The organism is uncultured Winogradskyella sp. (assembly GCF_947495255.1).
In the GTDB taxonomy this organism is placed as follows: domain Bacteria; phylum Bacteroidota; class Bacteroidia; order Flavobacteriales; family Flavobacteriaceae; genus Winogradskyella.
In genome coordinates this window covers 318,242-339,004 of sequence record NZ_CANLYI010000007.1, presented here as the reverse complement: position 1 = coordinate 339,004, position 20,763 = coordinate 318,242, and the positions used below count along the sequence as shown (strand labels likewise).

Here is a 20,763-nt window from a genome sequence, read left to right as displayed (position 1 = left end):
TTCTTATATTCGCATAAATAATATTAAAGCGTTTATAATTGAAAACCACGGAAGAGCATTGGCTCTATGTTATTTCTTCTAATAAGAAGCTTATAGATTTTAATTTTAAAGAAATTTGGAGATATAAGGATTTGCTCTTTTTATTCGTAAAAAGAGATATAATTACTCTTTATAAGCAAACAGTTCTAGGACCACTATGGTACTTAATTCAACCTTTATTTACCTCATTAATATTTACTTTAATTTTTAATAATTTAGCAGATATTCCAACAGGAGATGGTGTGCCTAATTTTTTATTCAATCTTGCAGGGATAACTTCTTGGAATTATTTTAAGGAATGCCTAGTAGGGACTAGTGATACATTCAAGAAAAATGAGAATATTTTTGGAAAAGTTTATTTTCCAAGAGTGATTATGCCGATGTCTGTAGTTGTTTCAAATTTATTAAAGTACGGAATTCAGCTGGTCGTTTTTGTAGGCTTTTATATTTATTACGTAAGTTTTACTGATAAAGCTTTTAATGTTTTCCCTACGTTTAGTATTATTACTCTACCTGTTTTGATTTTTTTAATGGCGTTATTAGGGTTAGGTCTTGGGATGATTATTTCATCTATGACAACTAAATATAGAGATCTTACGTTTCTGATACAGTTTGGTGTACAATTATTAATGTATGGTTCTGCTGTAATGTATCCGATGTCTTATTTTAAAGGTAAATTACCTAATTATTATTGGTTAATTGAATGGAATCCAATAGCTATTATTATTGAATCTTTTAGAACTATGGCATTAGGTATTGGTGATTTGGATATGTATAAACTATTATATACATCAATTGTAAGTCTTATTATTTTTCTAATAGGACTAGTGATATTTAATAAAACAGAGAAAAGCTTTATTGATACAATATAATGAGCTCAGATATAATTTTAAAAGTAGAAAATGTAGGTAAACAGTATCGATTGGGACTTGTTGGTACTGGTACAATTAGTCATGACTTAAATCGATGGTGGAAAAAAACTCTAGGAAAAGAAGATCCTTATTTAAAAGTTGGTGAATCAAATAATAGAAGTGAAAAGGGTATTTCTGATTATGTTTGGGCCATAAAGAATATAAATTTTGAAGTGAAGCGAGGTGAGGTACTTGGAATTATCGGTAAAAATGGTGCAGGGAAATCAACATTGCTTAAAATTTTATCTAGAGTAACAGGACCTTCTGTAGGAGAGATAAAAACAAAAGGTAGAATTGCTTCACTATTAGAGGTAGGGACTGGTTTTCACCCAGAAATGACAGGAAGGGAGAATATTTATTTGAATGGCGCCATATTAGGAATGACCAAAGCAGAGATTAACAGTAAAATTGATGAAATTATCGAATTTTCAGGGTGCTTAAGGTACGTAGACACTCCAGTAAAACGCTACAGTTCTGGTATGAAAGTACGCTTGGCATTTGCTGTAGCAGCACATTTAGAACCAGATATTCTTGTTGTAGATGAAGTGTTAGCTGTAGGTGATGCTGAATTTCAGAAAAAGGCTATTGGTAAAATGCAAGATATTTCTAACAGTGATGGTAGAACAGTTTTGTTTGTCAGTCATAATATGGCAGCGGTAAAAAGTTTATGCACAAGATGTGTTGTGCTAGAAAATGGTAAAAGTGTTTTTGAAGGTGAAACAGATGCGGCTGTGGATTTTTATTTGAATAATTCTGGTTCTAACAGCTCAACTTATACAGGAAGTATTCAATTTAATAAAGATGAAATTGGAAACCAACAAGTAGCTTTGGTAGAAGTAAAATCTTTTGATAATAATGAGAGGGTAAGAAGTACTTTTTTTAATAACGAAGACATTAGTATAAGTATAAAAGTAAATGTGAAGGAGTCTATAAAGAATTCACGATTTGCATTAATTATGGAAACATTGAATGGAGAGAAGGTATTTGTAAGCGCTTCTAATGAAATTACAAAAGGAGATATTACGAAAGGACTTTATACTTTTTCTGTTGTAATCCCTAAGAATTTATTAAATAATATTGAATATAATGTTTTTGTGAGTGGTGCTATACCAGGGAAGAATTATTTTTTTAAACCTTATAAATGTTTTTCAGTAAAAATAGAAGATTCTAAAAGTAAAGGGTATAATTTTAATGAAAAATGGCACGGAACTGTTCATCCACAACTTAAATGGTCTTTAAAAACATGAGTTCTAATAATAATCTTATAGCGATAAAGACAAAGGTTGGGAGTGCTTTTCGCTACGGAAAGCAGTTTTATAATTTAAAATACGAAAGTACTTTAGACTTTAATGCTAAGCCTAAAGTGCTCAACTTGAATATTATAGATAGCTGTAATTCTAAATGCACCATGTGCAATATTTGGAAGCAAGAAGAGGCATTAGAAATTAGTCCTGATGAATTAAAAACAATTCTTACAAATCCACTTTTTTCAGAATTAACACATATTGGTGTGACAGGTGGTGAACCAACTTTAAGGGAAGATCTACCAGAAATATATAGTGCTATAATTGATGTTACCCCTAACATTATCGGATTAAGTATAATAACCAATGCCATAAAGAGTGAGCAAGTTATAGGAACTATAAGTAAGATTAAAGCAATTTGTGATCAAAGGAATGTCGGTTTTTCTGCAATGATATCTATTGATGGTGTTGGTAAAGTGCACGATAGTGTAAGAGGTATAAAGGGTAATTTTGAAACAGCTATTAGCGTTTTTAAAACGTTACAGAATAAACTCAATATTCCAACGTCTTTTGGTTGTACAATATCTAAAATAAATGCTTGGGATGCAGATGATTTACTATACTATGCAAAAAATAATAATATGTATGGTAGGTTTAGAGTGGCAGAAACAATAAATAGATTATATAATCATAATCGTGGTAAAGTCATTAGAAATTTTGATGAAGATGAAACCTATAATCTTCTTTTGTTTTTTGAAAAACTTAAACTTACCTATGAGCGGAACAAAACTTATCAACGCACCTATTCAAGTATTCAAAATATTTTAAAAGGTGGTGAAAGACTAATAGGGTGTCCATATCATAATAATGGAATTGTTTTAGGCTCTAAAGGGCAAATAAGTTATTGCGCACCAAAATCTAAAGAAATTGGGAATGCTCTTAATACTTCCGCTTTAGATTTGTATAAGAACAATTTTAAAGAGAAGGAACGTATTTTAAAAGAGGATTGTAAAAATTGTATTCACGATTACCACGCTCCTATCACTTTTGAAGAATCAAAGATTGAATTGAAAGCGAAATTTAATGCTAAACTACTAAATATAGATAGTGAAAAAAGAGCATTAAAAGTCGTTAATGTTTTAAAAGTCGTTCCAAAGAAAAAAGAAGTATACCGACTATTTATTGTGGGTTGGTATGGTACAGAAACAGTCGGTGATAAAGCTATTTTAGGTGGTATTATAGATTTCTATAAAAACAAGTATGGAGAGAGTCTTGAGCTTGTTTTAGGAAGTTTATACCCATTTATAACAGAACGAACTTGTAAAGAATTGAAAATAGAAGCTAAAGTAGTTTCTACGAAAACTATAGAATTATTACGCTACGCAAAAAGTTCGGATGAAATTGTAATGGGAGGAGGACCATTGATGGATTTGAGTGACCTTTATGTACCTTATTTGGGCTTTAAAGTGTCAAAGAAATACGGGAATAAGACAACTGTCTTTGGATGTGGAATAGGTCCATTAAAATCAAAAAAATATACAAAAACTGTAAAAAGTATTTTGGAATTGGCTGATGAAGTAAAACTAAGAGATAAAACTAGCATTGCACTTTATAATACTTATGGTTACAAAACAAAGGCTAAGTTCTCAGGTGACCCAGCAAAAGGTTTTATAGAAAACATTAGTAAGCAAACTAAAGTAGAAAAGGAGGATATTTTAAGTTGCTATCTTAGAGAATGGACTTTTGAGTATTTTTCAGGAACAAGAGATGCCTTTGAACTCCAAAAAAAGATTTTAGAGCAAGGGATTGCGAATATGATTAAAGGTAAGGCAGAAGCACTTAATGTAGATAGGATAGAATTTCATCATATGCATAATTTTGTCATTGGAAATGATGATAGGGATTTTTCGAGATACTTTGTTGGTCAATATTTTAAAGACGATTCTAGAGTATTTATAAACAAGAAATTATCTACAGTAGATTCTATAGTGAAGACTATGAAACAATCTAAACTTAATATATGTATGCGATTTCACTCTGTTTTATTTGCTCATACTTTAAAAACAGATTTCATAGCGATAGATTATACATTAGGAGGTAAAATTCATGCATTTTTAGAAGATTCTAATACACTAGATAAAAAAATATCGGTAGATAGTTTAATAACGCAATATAATTCATAATTTTTTGAAGGTACTCATTGTAAATACATATGATAGTGGAGGTGCGGCCAAAGCATGTTTTAGACTGGCAGACGGTTTAAAATCTAATGGTATTGATATATCGATACTGCTTAAAAGGAATAATTCTGCAACCATAGACGCTGAAGTATTAAAACCACTGCCAATTCCAGTATTACAACATATAAAACTTAAGATATTGGGTCTGCTTGTAAAACTAAGGCTTATTGATAAAAGTAAATTATTATCTAAAGAGGATCAATTTACAAGAGAAAGACCAGAAGGTTTAGAGTTATTTACATTTCCAGATTCAGCATTTGATATAACTACTTCAGATTCATATAAAGATGCTGATATTATAAATTTTCATTGGGTTTCTGATTTTTTAGATTATTCAAGTTTTTTCAGTAAGAATACAAAACCAGTTGTTTGGACCTTACATGATATGAATCCATTTTCTGGTGGTGAGCATTATGAAGAAGAGTATATAGGAATAGACGAAAATGGTTTTCCTAAAAAAAGAGTATTAACTCAAAAAGAACGTGAAGTTTCTAAAAGTGTAAAAGCATTAAAGATGAAATCACTTCATAAAGTTCATAATCTTACTTTAGTAAGTCCTTCTCAGTGGCTAGGAGATATATGTAAAGCTAGTGACGTTTTTAAAGACTTACAAGTTAAATGTATTCCAAATAGCTTAAATACAGATATTTACAATTTAATGGATAAAAATGAAGCTAGAGAATTTTTGAATATACCATTAGATAAAAAGGTAATACTGTTCGTTGCAGAATCTTTAACCAATCATAGAAAAGGTTTTGTCTTTTTAAAGCGAGCTGTTGAATATATTGATAATAGTGACGTTGTGATAAGTGTTGTTGGAAAAAACAAAGCAAACCTAAATTTTGAGAACATTATTGAACTTGGTATGATTAAAGATGAGGTTAAAATGAGTATGGCTTATGCAGCAGCAGATGTTTTTGTTATACCCTCGTTAATGGATAATTTGCCAAATACGGTCTTAGAATCGTTATGTTGTGGTACTCCAGTGATTGGCTTCCCAATAGGTGGTATACCTGATATGATTGTTAACGGTGAAAATGGACTACTAACTTCTGAAATTAGTGTTAAAGCATTGGTTAAAACTTTAGAGGAATTCTTATCACATATTGAAGATTACGATAGAGAAACCATTCATAAAGAGGCAATAAAAAAATACAGTCTAAATGTACAAGCTAATGCTTACATTGATTTATTTAATACTATTTTGGTAAATGAAGATTAGCGTATTAACTCCCAGTTTTAATTCTGGTAATTACTTAGAAAAAAGCATTCAGAGTGTGCTCGATCAATCTTATAAAGATTGGGAACATATTGTTGTTGATGGAGGTTCTACAGATAATACGGTGGATATTTTAAAATCCTTTAAGCATTTAAAATGGGTTTCTGAAGCAGATAAAGGTCAGTCAGATGCTATGAATAAGGCCTTTAAAATGTGCACTGGAGACATAATTATGTACTTAAATGCAGATGATTATTTTTATTCAGATGCGTTTTATACTATAATTAAAAATTTTGAAAACCAACAAAATGTAGATATGTTTGTGGGCAATCTTCATATTGAAAAAAATGGTAAATTAGAACCAAGAGTAAAGGCAACAATTTTATGGAAGAATCTTTCTATTTTGAAAGGACGTTTTCCTTTAAATCCAGTTAGTTATGGATATAAGAGGCATGTGCAAGAGCGAATCGGTGATTTTCCCGTGAATGAACATTACACGATGGATTATTGGTTTTTGATAAGAGCGTTCTATCTATTTAAGATTGTAAAAATTGAAGATTTTTTAGGATGTTTTGTCTTTGTGGAAAACAATAAATCGAGTACTATTACTGGTGAATATGAAATTCAAGCACCACATGCACTTAAGTTTACTAGAAAGTTTACTCCAATGCGTTTGCCATATGTGTACACGATGCTTGCCATTCACCCTCAGAATCCCAAATCCAACAAGCTGTTGAAAGCAATGGTAAAAACTGTTGTTGGTATAAAAAAACGATTAAAATAAACTAGCATTGAAAAAAATACTTTTTATAACACATGATGCAAATCGCACTGGAGCACCACTGATACTGTTGTATTTTATGCAATGGTTAAAACATAATCATCCTCACATTGAAATCCATGGATTGAGTTTAAGAAAAGGTGTTTTGAGTGATAGCTTTAGTTCAGTTTCTAAGAATTATATGGAGTTAGAAAACTTAAACGACTCAATTTTAAAAAGAACTATTAATAAGCTTAAAAAAACATCTACAAAAGCAGAGTTTAAAAAGAGTTTATTAGCAAAACTAAAACATGAGAATTACGATATTATTTATGCAAATTCTATAATGAGTTTAGATTGGGGAATTGCCATAAAAAGTCAAATCCCAAAATCAAAATTGTTGTTGCACCTGCATGAATTGCAGGTTAGTATTAAATATTATGCGCCAAACTTAGATAATGACAAAGAAAAAGTAGATAAATATATTTGTGCTTCAAAACTGGTTCAAAATAATATAGTTCAAAATTATAATGTTCCAACAACTAAAACTAAGGTAATATATGAGTTCTCAAAATTAAAACCCATAGAAATTAATTCTGAAATTAATGAGAATAAAGAAATATTTATTGTTGGTGCTTCTGGTACCGTTAATTTACGAAAAGGGTATGATCTATTTTTATGTATTGCAAAGGCTGTAGTATCTGAAATAGCTAAAAATGTTGAATTCCATTGGGTAGGTAAGTTCTCTAATAAGAAGACTGAACTAGAGGTTTTAGCTGATATAAAAAAAGCAAATTTGCAAGAACATGTTTTTTTTAAAGGTGAATTTGAAAACCCTGAAAAAGAGTTTAGTAAATTTGATATGTTTATGATGTCGTCTAGAGAAGATCCTTTTCCATTAGTTTGTATTGAAGTTGCCAATTTAGGGAAGCCAATAATTTGTTTCGAAGGTGCAACTGGCACTGAAGAGATTTTGCAGAATGGAGGCGGTAAAATTGTTCCATATCTAGATATAAATGCAGCGGCAAAAGTGATAATAAATTATATTTCTAATCCTGAAGAAATTCTAACTGACGGTAAGAAAGCTCATGAAGAATTTAAAGATTTTAACATAGAAAATCAATCTTCAATTATATATCAAACCTTAAACGCTCTTTAGTCGTATTAAAAAAAAAAAACTCTATACGTAAGTGATTAAAACAATAAAGTCTAGAATACCAAAACCAATAAAGTTTCAATATAGAAAGTACAAAGCTTATACTTATAGTTTTTTATCACTTAAAAAGAATGATAAACTAAAAGTACTAATTTTTGCTCAGGGCAGAACAGGAAGTACATTGCTTGAAAATTTAATTTGCTCCACGGGATATTTTAGGGCTAGTGGTGAATTACTCTCTCCCGTTAAAGGTAGAATAACATTTCCTTACAGATATGTAGATGGTTTAACTCGTTTAAAATCAGATGCTAATTTTATTTTTCATTTAAAAGTATATCATTTAACTAGAGATCGAAAAAATAGTATTGACCCAAATATATTTTTAAAAAGATTGAAGAAAGATAACTGGAAGATCATTTATCTTAAACGTACCAATTTACTAAATCATGCCTTGTCTAATATTGTTGCAGAAAAGAGGCAAAACTATCGCAAATTTGATTCAATAAAGGAAAATATTACATTAAACTTAGACTTAAATGAATTGAAAAATGGTATCAATGAAAGACAAAAATTTGCTAAACAAGACAAATTAGCATTAAAAGATATAGGTAGCTTTAGTTTAGAATACGAAAAAGATTTGGAGAAATCGGAGTTTCATCAACAATCAATAGATTCGATTTTAGAATATCTTAATCTAGAAAAAAGAATAGTAAGGACAAAACATGAAAAAGTAAATGCTTTAACGCACAAAGAGCTAATTGAAAATTACGATGATTTTTATCAGTTATTAAAAGATAATAATTGGTTAAAATATTTAAATTAAATCTAGCAAAATTCATAAATTATAACAATTTGAAGAATGTCTATATTATAATCGTTACTTATAATGCCATGCGATGGATTAAACAATGTTTAGATAGTAGCAAAGGGTATAATGTAATTGTGGTAGATAATGCGTCGACGGATAATACTTTACAATATATATCTAAAAACTATTCGCATGTTACGGTACTTCCTCAAAAAGAGAATTTAGGGTTTGGGAAGGGTAATAATATTGGAATAAGTTATGCCTTAAAACATTTTTCAGCGGAATATGTTTTTTTATTAAATCAGGACGCTTATTTAGTTGATAGTGTTATTGAAGATTTAATTTATACACACAAAAATAATGCGAGTTACGGTATCTTAAGTCCACTTCACATCACAAGAGATAAAAAGTTGTTAGACAAAAAATTTGCAGAATATATCTCTAAAGATAAGGATGAAGGTTTTAATTGTAAAGATGTTTTAAATATCGAATTAAAAATTATTTATGATGTTTCTTTTGTCAATGCAGCTGGTTGGCTTATTTCTAGAGACTGCTTATTGAATGTCGGTGGTTTTGATCCTATATTTTTTTTATATGGAGAAGATGATAATTTATGCCAACGTGTTTTATATCATGACTATGAAATCGGAGTGGTTGCTAATACATTTATGATTCATGATAGAGCTCAAAGAAAACAAGAACCTGTAGACCATAATTTTGAAAGATTCTTGAAAATTCAAGCAAATATTTACAAGACGCAATATGCCAACGTAAATAATCCTGATGCTGTAACTGCATTAGAGAACAAAATAAATTATTTAAAGCGGCAGTATCTAAAGTGTCTATTAACTTTAAATTTTAAAAATTTTAAAAAGGAATATTCAAAATATCAGATACTCGTAAAAAATAGAACTGAAATAGAATCGAGCTACCTCTTAAATAAAATTAAAGCACCACATTATTTATCTTTATAATGTCGTAAGTTTGGATATTGGTAATTAAAAAATAAAAAGCAACAATTGGTCTCTATTATCATACCTGTATATAATCGTGCACACCTAATAGGAGAAACATTGGATAGTGTTTTGGCTCAATCTTATACTAATTGGGAATGCATTATTGTTGATGATGGAAGTACTGATAATAGTATAGGAGTCATTAATAGTTATCTAGATTTAGATGCAAGATTTAAATTCTACGATAGACCAAAAGAAAAGCCGAAAGGAGCTAATGCCTGTCGTAATTATGGATTGGAGAATGCCAATGGTAAATACATTAATTGGTTTGATAGCGATGATATAATGCATGCAGATTTTTTGAATCTGAAAGTTGAAACCTTAGAGCAAAATCCTGAATTAGATTTCTGCGCTTGTATCAGTAGTAAATTTAAAGAGAGCATAAAAAATGCAGAAAAGGCAGATAGGCCTTTAATCATGACTTCCGATAATTATATAGAAGATTATTTAATAAATGGATTATATTTCTATACACCTTCGCCACTGTGGAAATCTACTTTTTTAGAAAACAAAAAGCACTTTGACGAATCTTTACAGCGTTCTCAAGAGCGTGATTTTCATTTTAGAATGTTAACCTTTCAGCCACAATTCAAATATTTAGATACCGTTTTGTTTTATGTTAGAATTGAGGGTGAAAGTATAAGCACAAAGGCAAGAACATCTTTAAAGGCTCAAAAATCTGTTTTCAAATATTTTGACAATGTTTTCAACTTTCTAGAACAGACTAAAGAATTAAAAAATAGAGAAAAATTAATGGCATATATCTTTTACAGGCAAGCCACTAATTATTATAATATAAATCAACTTTGCACAGGGTTTGTTCAAAGATTTAATATCTTATTGTCGCACGGAAAATCTCTTAAAAACTATAGTAAGTCCATAAATGCTTTAAAGCAGCATTTAGGAAAAATAAACATTGGTTTTTTTGTAGTTCTATTCGCTAAAAAAGGATATAAATATTTTTATTTTCCACAATACGATTATGCTAAAAAAGAATGACTAAAACAGAAGTAATTTTAATTTCTCAGTTTCCGCTGCCCTACGCTAAGATAGGTAGTTGGACTACTATGTATAATTATCTTTTAGCTAATAGTAATCACGGGTTTGATTATATTATCTGTCCAGAAGTAAAAGATAGAGTGCCAAATGTGTCTTATAAGTTTTTAAGAAATGTCACATTAGCAGATAAGATAAAAAACAAATTATTAGACTCTAAAAGTAAATACAGCAACTATTTAGAAGCGCTTAATAAAATAATTGTAAAGGGAAATAAATATATCATTCAAATCATAGATAATAGTGGTGTTGTTTTACCTATAGATACATTTTTAAAGGAAAATTATTATCGTAAAGATTTTTATATTCAATACTATTACCATGGTTTTTCTCCTCAATTTTCAAAGAAAAGAGCGCAGCCTTTTTTATATGCTATTGATGAGTTTTGGTTTTTAACCAATTTAGCATATAAAGCCTATTTAGATTATTATGTAGATTGTGTTTTTAAGGCCAGAGTTATTCATAATGGTACAGACTCAAACCAATTTAAAAGAATTAACTCAACGCAAAAGAGCCAATTAAGAGATCAAAATAATATAAATAAGGACGCTGTTGTATTTTTATGGTGTTCACAAAATAGACCTAAAAAAGGACTCCAAATGGTTCTTGAGGCTTTTCAAAAAGTATATGTTAATAATAAAAATATACAATTATTAGTAGTTGGTATAACAAAAGAATTGAATCAAGAAGGTGTGACTTCAATTGGTAGAGTTCCAAATAAGGAATTACACATGTTTTATCAATTATCAGACGTGTTTGTGTTCCCATCCTTATGGAAAGAAGGTTTTGGTATCGTATTAGCTGAAGCTTTAAAATGTGGTTGTTATTGCATTGCATCAAATCAAGGAGGAATACCAGAAGTACTTAATTTTGGTGAATATGGTGTATTGGTAGAAAATCCAAATTTTGTTGACGAATGGGTTGAGAAGATGGAGTATGCGATTTCAATATTAAAAACACAAGGTCAAAATCCATTTCTTGAAAAAACACCAGAAAACATATACGATATTGAGAATTGGGCCAATAAAATAAAGTTGTTTTTAGAGGAAGCTAAGCTATCATTGAATATGAGTAATAATAAAGAGTAGTGGGCTTATCTAAATAATACTAGCATGGGGTGGTACTAAAAGAACCCCGAATTTTAATATTACAGATGATAATTTGATTAAAAAAATAGCAAGTGTTAAAGGAGTTAAAGTTATTATTCGAGCAGAAAATAATAAATGGAAAGTGAGAAGCTACAGTTACAGCTATTTAGCATTTATTGAACGTTGTTAAATTAGAATACATTTTTAATAGATTAAAACAACATAACTTATTTTGAGTAAAGTATTTCATATCGGTATACCAAAGTCTGGTACAACTACGATTCAAGCTATTTTAGAAAAAGATGAAAGAGTAGCGCTTTCTAGATCTACATATTTTACCACGTCATCTTGGTGGACCACAATAGAAGAACCATTACAAAAAAACAAGGTAAATATTGAAAGCAATGAAACTATAGTAACTGCTGGTTTTGGCAAGGTGAAGCTAAATGAGGTTTTTAATCGTATTACTACTCTACATCCCGATGCCAAGATAATTATTACCATAAGACAGCAAGATGACGCAATCTTGTCAATGTTTAAATACCATATAAAGCATAATTTTAAAGGTGTTAAGACCCTTGAGAATTGGATGTATAAAACTAATTTAGGTATGGATTATTTAAGTACATGTATGTATGGGGATTTAGCCAAACTTTTACTACTTTACTTTAAAAAGAAAAACATTCATTTTTTATTTTTTGAAGATTTAATGACTCAACCAGATTTATTTTATAAAGAATTTTACAATATCCTAGGATTAAACTATAATCCATATATAAAGAATTCACCTCAAAATATAAATACCTTAACAGAAAATCAATTGTATACCCTATCAAAATTGAATTTTTTGTCCTTAACGAAAGCAAATTCTGAGCAAAGTTTTACTTTTCAAAAAATACGTTCTTTTGAGCAAAAAGTAAAGTTTGTTATGGTTAAAATATTCAAGTTCAATTGCCCTGTTTCCTTTTTTAAAATTAATAAAGTTGGAGGGTATAATAGCCTAAAAGAAGATTTTATAAAAAGTAATAAATTATTAGTAGATTTGGGATTTGTAGAAGAAAATAAGTTAGAAGCCTATAACTATATAAAATAAAGTATTAAGCTTTATAACTATTCTTTATTGAATATAAGTTTGATATTATTGATTCTTGTTTTATATAATATTAAGTAATAATGAAATGTACCAATAAAGTTATTGCCAAGCATGTTTTAAGAGGTTTTAAAAGTAGAAGGTAATCAAAATATATAGTAGGAGACTGCGCATTAGAAATAACACTAAGAATTTTAAAAGAATTCAAAATTAAAACGGGTTATAGCTTGAGTTAATAATAAGTTCTATATCTCAAAAAAATACTCGTTTTTCAAAGATTTTTTTCTAAAAGCTATTTATAGAAAAGCGTAAGGGAATACGAGTTAAAGTAAAATAGGCAGATGGCTATTGTAAGAATTTAAAATAAAAGTATACAGTTATAAAATAGAATGCAGAATCCGTTTATAGAAATATCAGGTCGAAAAATAGGAGCAGATTTTCCTCCACTAGTAATAGCAGAAATTGGTATAAACCATGAAGGTTCAATAATCGTAGCTAAAGAAATGGTAGATGCTGCACATAGGGCAGGAGCAGAAGTTGTTAAGCACCAAACTCATATTGTCGAAGACGAAATGAGTAAAGCAGCAATGAAGGTTATACCTGGTAATGCTGATGTTTCTATTTATGAGATAATGGAGCGCTGTGCTTTGAATGAGGAGGACGAGTTAGAATTAAAAAAATACGTAGAAAGTAAAGACATGATTTTTATTTCTACACCATTTTCTAGAGCTGCAGCAGAGCGTTTAAAACGTTTTGATATACCTGCTTATAAAATTGGTTCAGGCGAATGTAACAATTATCCTTTGTTAGAGCATATTGCTAAATTTGGTAAGCCTGTAATTTTAAGTACAGGTATGAATACTATAGAAAGTGTAAAAAAGGCAGTAGCAATTTTTGAATCACACAATACGCCTTTAGCACTTTTACACACCACAAATTTATACCCAACACCGTCGCATTTGGTACGTTATGGTGCAATGATGGAACTGCATGAGGCATTTAAAAATAATGTTTTCGGTCTTAGCGATCATACTCTAAATAATAATGCATGTTTAGGAGCTGTTGCACTGGGAGCATCAATTTTAGAACGTCATTTTACTGATAATAAGCAAAGACAAGGTCCAGATATTGTTTGTAGTATGGATGAGATAGAATGTTCTAATCTCGTTGTAGGTAGTAAAGAAATATGGTCTATGAGAGGGGGAATTAAAGCGCCTACTAAAGAAGAAAAAGTAACCATAGATTTTGCTTTTGCTACGGTTTGTACCATAAAACCTATTAAAAGAGGAGACGTATTTAGTAAAGATAATATTTGGGTGAAACGCCCTGGAAATGGAGAGATTTTAGCAGAACATTACAATAGTATTCTAGGAAAAATTGCTGTAGAAGATATAGAAAGTGATATACATATAACATGGAAGAATATCAAATAGTTAACTTTGTAGAGTTCTTGCTAAAGAGGGTTTATAACTCAAAACAAATACCCAAAACTATTGTTTTGGAGGCATTTGATAATGTGATAAGAGATGTGAATTATCATTTTCCTGAAACTAGTGATTCTGAAGTGTTAAATAGAATAGTAACAAATCAAAATGAATTAGCAATGTTTCTTTTTAGACTAGGTAGTCATATTCATAAAGAAAATTTAGAAGAATTAGAGTCTCAAATTCACTTTCTAATGAAAGACTTATGTGGATGCGAAATTTATTTTAACTCAACTATTGATGAAGGGCTCTATATTGTGCATGGAGAAGGAACAATCATTGGAAGTCGCAATACAATAGGCAAAGGTTTTATGATTCATCAGAATTGCACTATTGGACATAAAGTCAATGGGTCTGGTTCTGGAAATAATATAGGAGAAAACGTTAAAATGTATTGTAATTCTTCAATATTAGGGTCTTTATATATTGGAGACAATGTTGTCATAGGGGCACATACAATGGTCAATAAAAATATAAAGGACAACACTACAGTAATTTCAAATACTCGATTAGACTATCTATAATGGCAAATAAAAAAATAGTTTTTCTAACGGGCACCAGAGCCGATTTCGGAAAAATAAAAACCCTTATACAAAGTGTTGAAAAACATATTGATTTTGAACCGTATATATTTGTTACAGGTATGCATCTTTTGCAAGAGTATGGTTATACTTTAATAGAAGTTGAGCGCTGTGGTTTTAAATATATATCTAAGTTTCATAATCATACAGATGAAGCTACTATGGATTTAACCTTAGCAAAAACTATTAATGGTTTTTCTGAATACGTAAAAAATATTCAGCCTGATTTAATTATTGTACATGGCGATAGAGTAGAAGCATTAGCAGGAGCTATTGTGGGTAGTTTAAATAATATTTTAGTAGCTCATATAGAAGGAGGTGAGCTTTCAGGTACCATAGATGAATTGATAAGGCATTCGGTGTCTAAACTGAGTCATATACATTACACGTCCAATGATGAAGCCAAAAAACGCTTAATACAAATGGGTGAACTAGATGAGTCTATTTTTGTAATAGGTTCACCTGATGTTGATATAATGTTTTCCGATAATTTACCACATCTAGATGAGGTTAAACGTTACTATCAAATTGATTTCAGTTCTTATGCAGTAGCTATGTTTCATCCTGTTACAACTGAGATAGATGAGATTCAAGATAGAGCAAATCAATATGTAGAAGCATTAATTGAGAGCGATAGAAATTATGTTGTAATTTACCCTAACAATGATTTGGGGAGCAAACATATACTAAAAGCGTACGAGAAATTTAAAGGAAATACAAGATTTAAAGTTTTTCCTTCTATTAGGTTTGAATACTTCTTAACACTTCTAAAAAAATCAAATTTTATAATAGGTAATAGTAGTGCAGGAGTTAGGGAAGCGCCTTACTATGGTATATCGACAATAAATATTGGAAATAGACAGCTTAATAGAGCGAGTTCTTCTAAAATAATTAATGTGCCATGTGAAAAAGAATTAATTTTAGAGGCATTCAATAATTTATCTAAAACAATAGAGATTTCAAATGAAACTTTTGGTAAAGGCAATAGTGCACAATTATTCTTAGATAGCTTAGAATCAACAGAAGTGTGGTCAATAAATCATCAAAAACAATTTAAGGATGCCTAAACAAAAGCATATACTATTTTTAGTTCCTGATGGTGTTGGCATAAAGAATTATCTGTATTCTGATCTTATTAAGCATATAAAGGAAGACGCTATAGTTACTATTTGGTCTACTTTGCCATTAGAAGCTTTCGATGATGTAAAAGGAATACATGACATAGATTTTAATTACAAACAAATACAGCTATCTCCCGAAAATAGTCTTACACGTCTATATAGAGAAGCTACAACCTATGCACGATTAATTCATAATAGTAAGCTAAAAGAAAATCCGACGATATTAACAAATTGGAGACGGCCAAACTATAGTTTCAAAGTAAAAGTATTATATAAATTTGCTGAGATTCTAGGAAAATTCTTATCTAAAAATTATTCTAGAATATTAAATTTCGAAAAAAAGAGTATTGAAAAAATTTCTCAGGGTGCTATAAAGAATTATAAAAAAGAATTACAAGAGTTAAAACCTACGACAATTTTTATTACACACCAACGTGTAGCAGGATTGATGCCTATTTGTCTTGCAGCAAAACAAAATAATATTAAAACAGTCACCGCAATTTTTTCATGGGATAATTTGCCAAAAGCAAGATTAGCGGTAAAAACAGATGATTACTATGTTTGGTCAAAATGGATGAAACAGGAAATGAAAGACTATTATCCCGAAATACCTGAAGATAACGTAATCCTTGTTGGAACTCCTCAATTTGAATTCTACTTAGATCAAAATAGATTTATAACTCGAGAAGATTTTGCCAAAACACATGGTTTAGATACAAAGAAGAAATGGCTTTGTTTTAGTGGAGATGATATTGCGACATCACCTTATGACCAATTGTTTCTTGAAGACGTGGCTGAATCGCTAAACTCTAAGAAAGATGATTTACAAATTATATTTAGAAGATGTCCAGTTGATTTTTCATCGAGATATGATGAAGTTCTCAATAGATTTAACGATTTAATTGTTCCGATTGACCCTATTTGGAATGTGCAATCTGAAACAGGTTGGGTTGGGTATTTTCCAAAATTCAATGATATTAGCATGCAAGTTAATTTATCTTATCATTGCAGCTTAGTAATCAATCTTGGCTCGACAATGGCATTAGATTTTGCGACATTTAATAAACCATGTTTATATCTAAATTATAATCCATCTAATGATAACAATTGGAGTACAAAAATTATTTATAATTTTCAACATTTCAGAAGTATGAATGGATTAAATGCTGTTGGTTGGATAAATGATAAAGCGTCAATTTTAGAAGTAGTTAATAATGCGCTTAATCATCCAGAGACAATTGCTCCAGAAAGAAAAAAATGGATGGAAATTTTAGTTCAGCATCCAATTGATCAAAACGCTAGACTTATAGCAAAATCTTTATTCTAAATGCATATTTGCTTTATAACAAATGAATACCCAAAACAAGATTTTTCGCATGGAGGTGTGGGCACTTTCATTCGTACATTAAGTAGAAAATTAGTAAAAAAAGGACATAAAGTTACTGTAATAGGTATTAATTTCTATTCCAAAATTCATGAAGAAGAAGATGATAATGGAGTCATAATATATAGACTAAAACCTAACGTAATTAAAGGTTTTACATGGTATTATAATAATAAATCTATAAGCAAAAGGATAAAATTAATTGATAAGGATTATCCTATTGATATTGTAGAAACTGCAGAATTAGGTTTGGCTTTTATATCAAAAATTAAGTCTATAAAATATATTATTAGACTTCATGGAGGACATCATTTCTTTGCAAAATATGAAAAACGAAAAGTAAAATTGAGGCAAGCTTTTGTAGAGAAAAAATCATTTCGTAAGGCAGACGCTCTAATTGCAGTTTCCGATTTTGTAGGAAAGGAGACATTACAACTTTTAGGGTTACAGAACCGAACTTATACTGTTGTATTTAATCCCATAGATGTTAATCAATTCTATCAATCAGATTTAAACAAGATAGAAAAACATTCCATATTTTTTGCAGGAACACTTGTCGAAAAAAAAGGGATTAGACAACTCATTGAAGCCTTAAATTACTTAATAGATGAATTTCCAAATGTGAAACTTTTAATAGCAGGAAGAGATGCTAATATACCAGGTACTAATATTCCATACAGACCTTTATTAGAAAAAAGTATTACTAATAAATTAGAGCCTCATCTTGAATTTTTAGGAGTGGTACCAAATAGTACAATTCCAAGCTATATTGAAAAAGCTCAGGTATGCTGTTATCCTAGTCATATGGAGGCTATGCCATTAGCTTGGCTCGAAGTAATGGCTATGAGTAAAATTTTTATTGGAAGTTCTATTGGTCCTGGAAGAGAGGCAGTTATAGATGGTGTTACGGGTTATTTAGTGAATCCATTGAGTCCAGTTGCTATAGCCGAGAAAATCAAATATGTTTTTAATAACTATGAAACTTGTACTGAGATTGCTAAAAAGGGAAGAAAACGTATTTGCGAAGAATTTGATATAAATAATATTGTTGAAAAGAACATAAATACATACAATGAGATTGTTGTTAATACATAGGTTTTAGATATTTACTAGTTCAATTTGATTGAAAAAAACACTTATGAAATTTGTATATTTCCATTTTCAAGTATGCCTCAAGAATATCTTGTAAAAAGAACTTAAAAAATTATTCAATAAGTTAAAAAATATAACTTTTAATTCTATGACATTAGCAATAATAACATCAGCTCCACACAAAGTTAAAGATGGTAAATATTACTCTTATGGTCCTTACGTAAGAGAAATGAACATCTGGACAAAGTATGCTGATAAAACATTGGTAATAGGACCTAGAGATGAAAATAACGAAATAGGAGAAATAGATGAACCATATAATCAGTCAATTAATTATACGGAAGTAAAAGCGTTCAATATTACTTCAGTATATAATATTTTGAGAACCTTGGTATTATTTCCTTTCACCTCTTTTAAGATTTATAAAGTAATGAAAAAAGCAGATCACATTCATTTGAGGTGCCCTTGTAATATGAGTCTGTTAGGAGCCTTTGTCCAAATTTTGTTTCCTTCAAAACGGAAAACTGTAAAGTATGCAGGTAATTGGGACTATGATAGCAAACAACCATGGGCTTACAGAATGCAACAAAATATATTAAAGAACACTTTGTTATCTAAAAATATAAAAGTTTTAGTGTATGGAGAATGGAAAGATGCTACGACGAATATGGTGTCATTTATATCAGCTACATATCGTAATGATGAAAGAGTTTCTTTTTCCAAAAAAGATTATTCTAAAAAATTAAAATTTGTATTTACAGCAAATTTAGTAGTAGGTAAAAGACCACTATTAACTATTAAAATAATTGAGTCATTAAGAAAAAAAGGAATTGATGCAGAAATCCATATGTTTGGAGATGGACCTTTAATGGATGAGGCAATGTTATTTATTAAAGATAACAATCTATCTGACTCAGTGTTTATGTTGGGAAACCAAGATAGAGAGACTATTAAAACTTGTTTGCAGGATGCACATTTTTCAATTTTACCTTCAAAAAGCGAAGGATGGCCTAAAGCTATTGCAGAAGGTATGTTTTTTGGTGCAATTCCAATTTCAACAAAAATTTCATGTTTATCTTGGATGTTAGATTACGGCAAACGAGGTATACTTATAGAAAATGATTTAGATAGTGCTGTCAATACCATTTTAAAACATATTGGAAAAGGTGATGATTTTCTTAATGAAATGAGCAAGGCTGCGATGAGTTGGTCGCAGATATATACGCTTAACAAATTAGATGAAGAAATTGGAAAAATGGTTGTAAAATGATTCGGTCATTACAAATTATTGATACTTTGCGGATTGGAGGTGCTGAACGAATGGCTATTAATATAGCTAATGGTCTTTCTAGTGCCAATGTAGAATCCCATATTTGTGCTACTAGATCTGAAGGACAATTAAAAGCTTCTATAAAAAAGGAAGTCTCATATTTGTTTTTGAATAAAAAATCAACAATAGATATTATAGCCTTATTTCGACTAAAAAAGTATATAAAAAAGAATCAAATTAACATTTTACATGCGCATGGTACTTCTTTTTTTATTGCAGCTATAGTAAGTGTTTTTAATAGAAAATTGAAAATCATATGGCACGACCATTATGGAAATAGAGTCAATGATACAAATAAATTCAAATTAGTAATCCTAAAATTATGCTTGTATAATTTTAATATAATTTATTGTGTAAATCATGAATTAAGGAATTGGGCAATTGAAAATTTAAATTGCAAAACAGTAAAGTTTATTTCTAATTTTCCTACAATTAATCATAAAAAAGAAACAATATTAAATGGTAATACTGGCAAACGAATTTTATGCGCAGCAAATTTAAGAGAGCCAAAAAATCATGAGTTGCTGTTTAAAGCATTTAAAAAGTTAAAAGGAGAATGTAGTGATTGGTCACTTCATTGCATAGGAGCCATTTATGATGATGATTATTCTCAAAATTTAGAATCTTTTATTAATAAACATAAATTAAAAAATCAAATATTTTTATATGGCGCTAAAGAAGATGTATCAAACATAATTTCTCAATCAGATATCGGAGTACTTACTTCAAAATTTGAAGGATTACCTATGGCATTATTAGAATATGGGCTTGGTAAATTAGCTGTTTTAGCAACTGATGTAGGGTATTGTAATAAATTAATATTAGATGATTCTTTAGGTGTGTTGGTTTCTAGTAATGATAAAAAATCGGTTTACAATGGTTTAAAGCTGCTTATAAATGATATAAAATATAGAAAAGAATGTGCAGAAAATTTTCATTTAAAAATTCTAAATGAATTTTCTGAAGAAGAAATATTGCGTAAGTTGATTTTGGATTATGAGTTATTATTAGTACCTGATAATATAGAAAAAGAATAATGAATATAAAATATGTTTACCGTTTATTGTTTCATATTACGCTTGGTGTAGTATTTTTTATTTTTGTAAATCTTATTCCTAGATTGTTCTTTTTTTTTATGATCTTT

The 20,763-nt window shown here is 29.6% G+C and carries 18 protein-coding genes; all 18 read left to right on the top strand.

Annotated elements, in window-relative coordinates; all coding sequences use genetic code 11:
* The first annotated feature begins 38 nt into the window (after nucleotides 1-38).
* A complete protein-coding gene (locus tag Q0807_RS13580) occupies nucleotides 39-911 on the top strand; it encodes an ABC transporter permease (RefSeq protein WP_299110597.1) in 873 nt (290 codons plus the stop codon).
* Nucleotides 911-2,197: an ABC transporter ATP-binding protein gene (locus Q0807_RS13575; protein ID WP_299110594.1), complete on the top strand. Its 1,287-nt coding sequence runs from the start codon at nucleotides 911-913 to the stop codon at nucleotides 2,195-2,197. Before Q0807_RS13580 ends, Q0807_RS13575 begins: the two co-directional genes overlap by 1 nt.
* On the top strand, nucleotides 2,194-4,377 hold the full coding sequence (locus Q0807_RS13570) for a polysaccharide pyruvyl transferase family protein (protein ID WP_299110592.1): 2,184 nt from the start codon (nucleotides 2,194-2,196) through the stop codon (nucleotides 4,375-4,377). The genes Q0807_RS13575 and Q0807_RS13570 overlap by 4 nt, the downstream gene beginning before the upstream one ends.
* A 4-nt stretch (nucleotides 4,378-4,381) precedes the next feature.
* Nucleotides 4,382-5,656, top strand: a complete 1,275-nt coding sequence (locus Q0807_RS13565; RefSeq protein ID WP_299110591.1) for a glycosyltransferase — start codon at nucleotides 4,382-4,384, stop codon at nucleotides 5,654-5,656.
* Complete coding sequence (locus Q0807_RS13560; RefSeq protein WP_299110590.1) at nucleotides 5,646-6,437, top strand: glycosyltransferase family 2 protein; 792 nt, start codon at nucleotides 5,646-5,648, stop codon at nucleotides 6,435-6,437. The genes Q0807_RS13565 and Q0807_RS13560 overlap by 11 nt, the downstream gene beginning before the upstream one ends.
* Nucleotides 6,438-6,444: 7 nt before the next feature.
* Nucleotides 6,445-7,572, top strand: a complete 1,128-nt coding sequence (locus Q0807_RS13555) for a glycosyltransferase (protein WP_299110589.1) — start codon at nucleotides 6,445-6,447, stop codon at nucleotides 7,570-7,572.
* A 31-nt stretch (nucleotides 7,573-7,603) separates the two neighbouring features.
* A complete protein-coding gene (locus Q0807_RS13550) occupies nucleotides 7,604-8,392 on the top strand; it encodes a hypothetical protein (protein ID WP_299110588.1) in 789 nt (262 codons plus the stop codon).
* 29 nt (nucleotides 8,393-8,421) lie between these two features.
* Entirely contained in the window at nucleotides 8,422-9,351 is a 930-nt protein-coding gene (locus tag Q0807_RS13545; RefSeq protein ID WP_299110587.1) for a glycosyltransferase family 2 protein, read from the top strand.
* Nucleotides 9,352-9,396: 45 nt separating this feature from the next.
* On the top strand, nucleotides 9,397-10,392 hold the full coding sequence (locus tag Q0807_RS13540; protein ID WP_299110586.1) for a glycosyltransferase family 2 protein: 996 nt from the start codon (nucleotides 9,397-9,399) through the stop codon (nucleotides 10,390-10,392).
* The gene (locus Q0807_RS13535) at nucleotides 10,389-11,537 is read left to right on the top strand and encodes a glycosyltransferase family 4 protein (RefSeq protein WP_299110584.1); all 1,149 of its coding nucleotides are present in this window, start codon (nucleotides 10,389-10,391) and stop codon (nucleotides 11,535-11,537) included. The genes Q0807_RS13540 and Q0807_RS13535 overlap by 4 nt, the downstream gene beginning before the upstream one ends.
* 232 nt (nucleotides 11,538-11,769) lie before the next feature.
* Nucleotides 11,770-12,630 carry a sulfotransferase gene (locus tag Q0807_RS13530; protein WP_299110583.1) on the top strand — a complete coding sequence of 287 codons (861 nt, stop codon included), beginning with the start codon at nucleotides 11,770-11,772 and terminating at the stop codon, nucleotides 12,628-12,630.
* Nucleotides 12,631-13,016: 386 nt separating this feature from the next.
* Nucleotides 13,017-14,060: an N-acetylneuraminate synthase family protein gene (locus Q0807_RS13525; protein WP_299110582.1), complete on the top strand. Its 1,044-nt coding sequence runs from the start codon at nucleotides 13,017-13,019 to the stop codon at nucleotides 14,058-14,060.
* A gap of 65 nt (nucleotides 14,061-14,125) precedes the next feature.
* Nucleotides 14,126-14,635, top strand: a complete 510-nt coding sequence (locus tag Q0807_RS13520) for a hypothetical protein (RefSeq protein ID WP_299110581.1) — start codon at nucleotides 14,126-14,128, stop codon at nucleotides 14,633-14,635.
* The gene (neuC, locus tag Q0807_RS13515) at nucleotides 14,635-15,759 is read left to right on the top strand and encodes a UDP-N-acetylglucosamine 2-epimerase (RefSeq protein ID WP_299110579.1); all 1,125 of its coding nucleotides are present in this window, start codon (nucleotides 14,635-14,637) and stop codon (nucleotides 15,757-15,759) included. Before Q0807_RS13520 ends, neuC begins: the two co-directional genes overlap by 1 nt.
* Nucleotides 15,752-17,140: a hypothetical protein gene (locus tag Q0807_RS13510; protein ID WP_299110578.1), complete on the top strand. Its 1,389-nt coding sequence runs from the start codon at nucleotides 15,752-15,754 to the stop codon at nucleotides 17,138-17,140. The genes neuC and Q0807_RS13510 overlap by 8 nt, the downstream gene beginning before the upstream one ends.
* Entirely contained in the window at nucleotides 17,141-18,292 is a 1,152-nt protein-coding gene (locus tag Q0807_RS13505; protein ID WP_299110577.1) for a glycosyltransferase family 4 protein, read from the top strand.
* 145 nt (nucleotides 18,293-18,437) lie between these two features.
* Nucleotides 18,438-19,559: a glycosyltransferase gene (locus tag Q0807_RS13500; RefSeq protein WP_299110576.1), complete on the top strand. Its 1,122-nt coding sequence runs from the start codon at nucleotides 18,438-18,440 to the stop codon at nucleotides 19,557-19,559.
* On the top strand, nucleotides 19,556-20,656 hold the full coding sequence (locus Q0807_RS13495; RefSeq protein WP_299110575.1) for a glycosyltransferase: 1,101 nt from the start codon (nucleotides 19,556-19,558) through the stop codon (nucleotides 20,654-20,656). The genes Q0807_RS13500 and Q0807_RS13495 overlap by 4 nt, the downstream gene beginning before the upstream one ends.
* Nucleotides 20,657-20,763 lie beyond the last annotated feature (107 nt).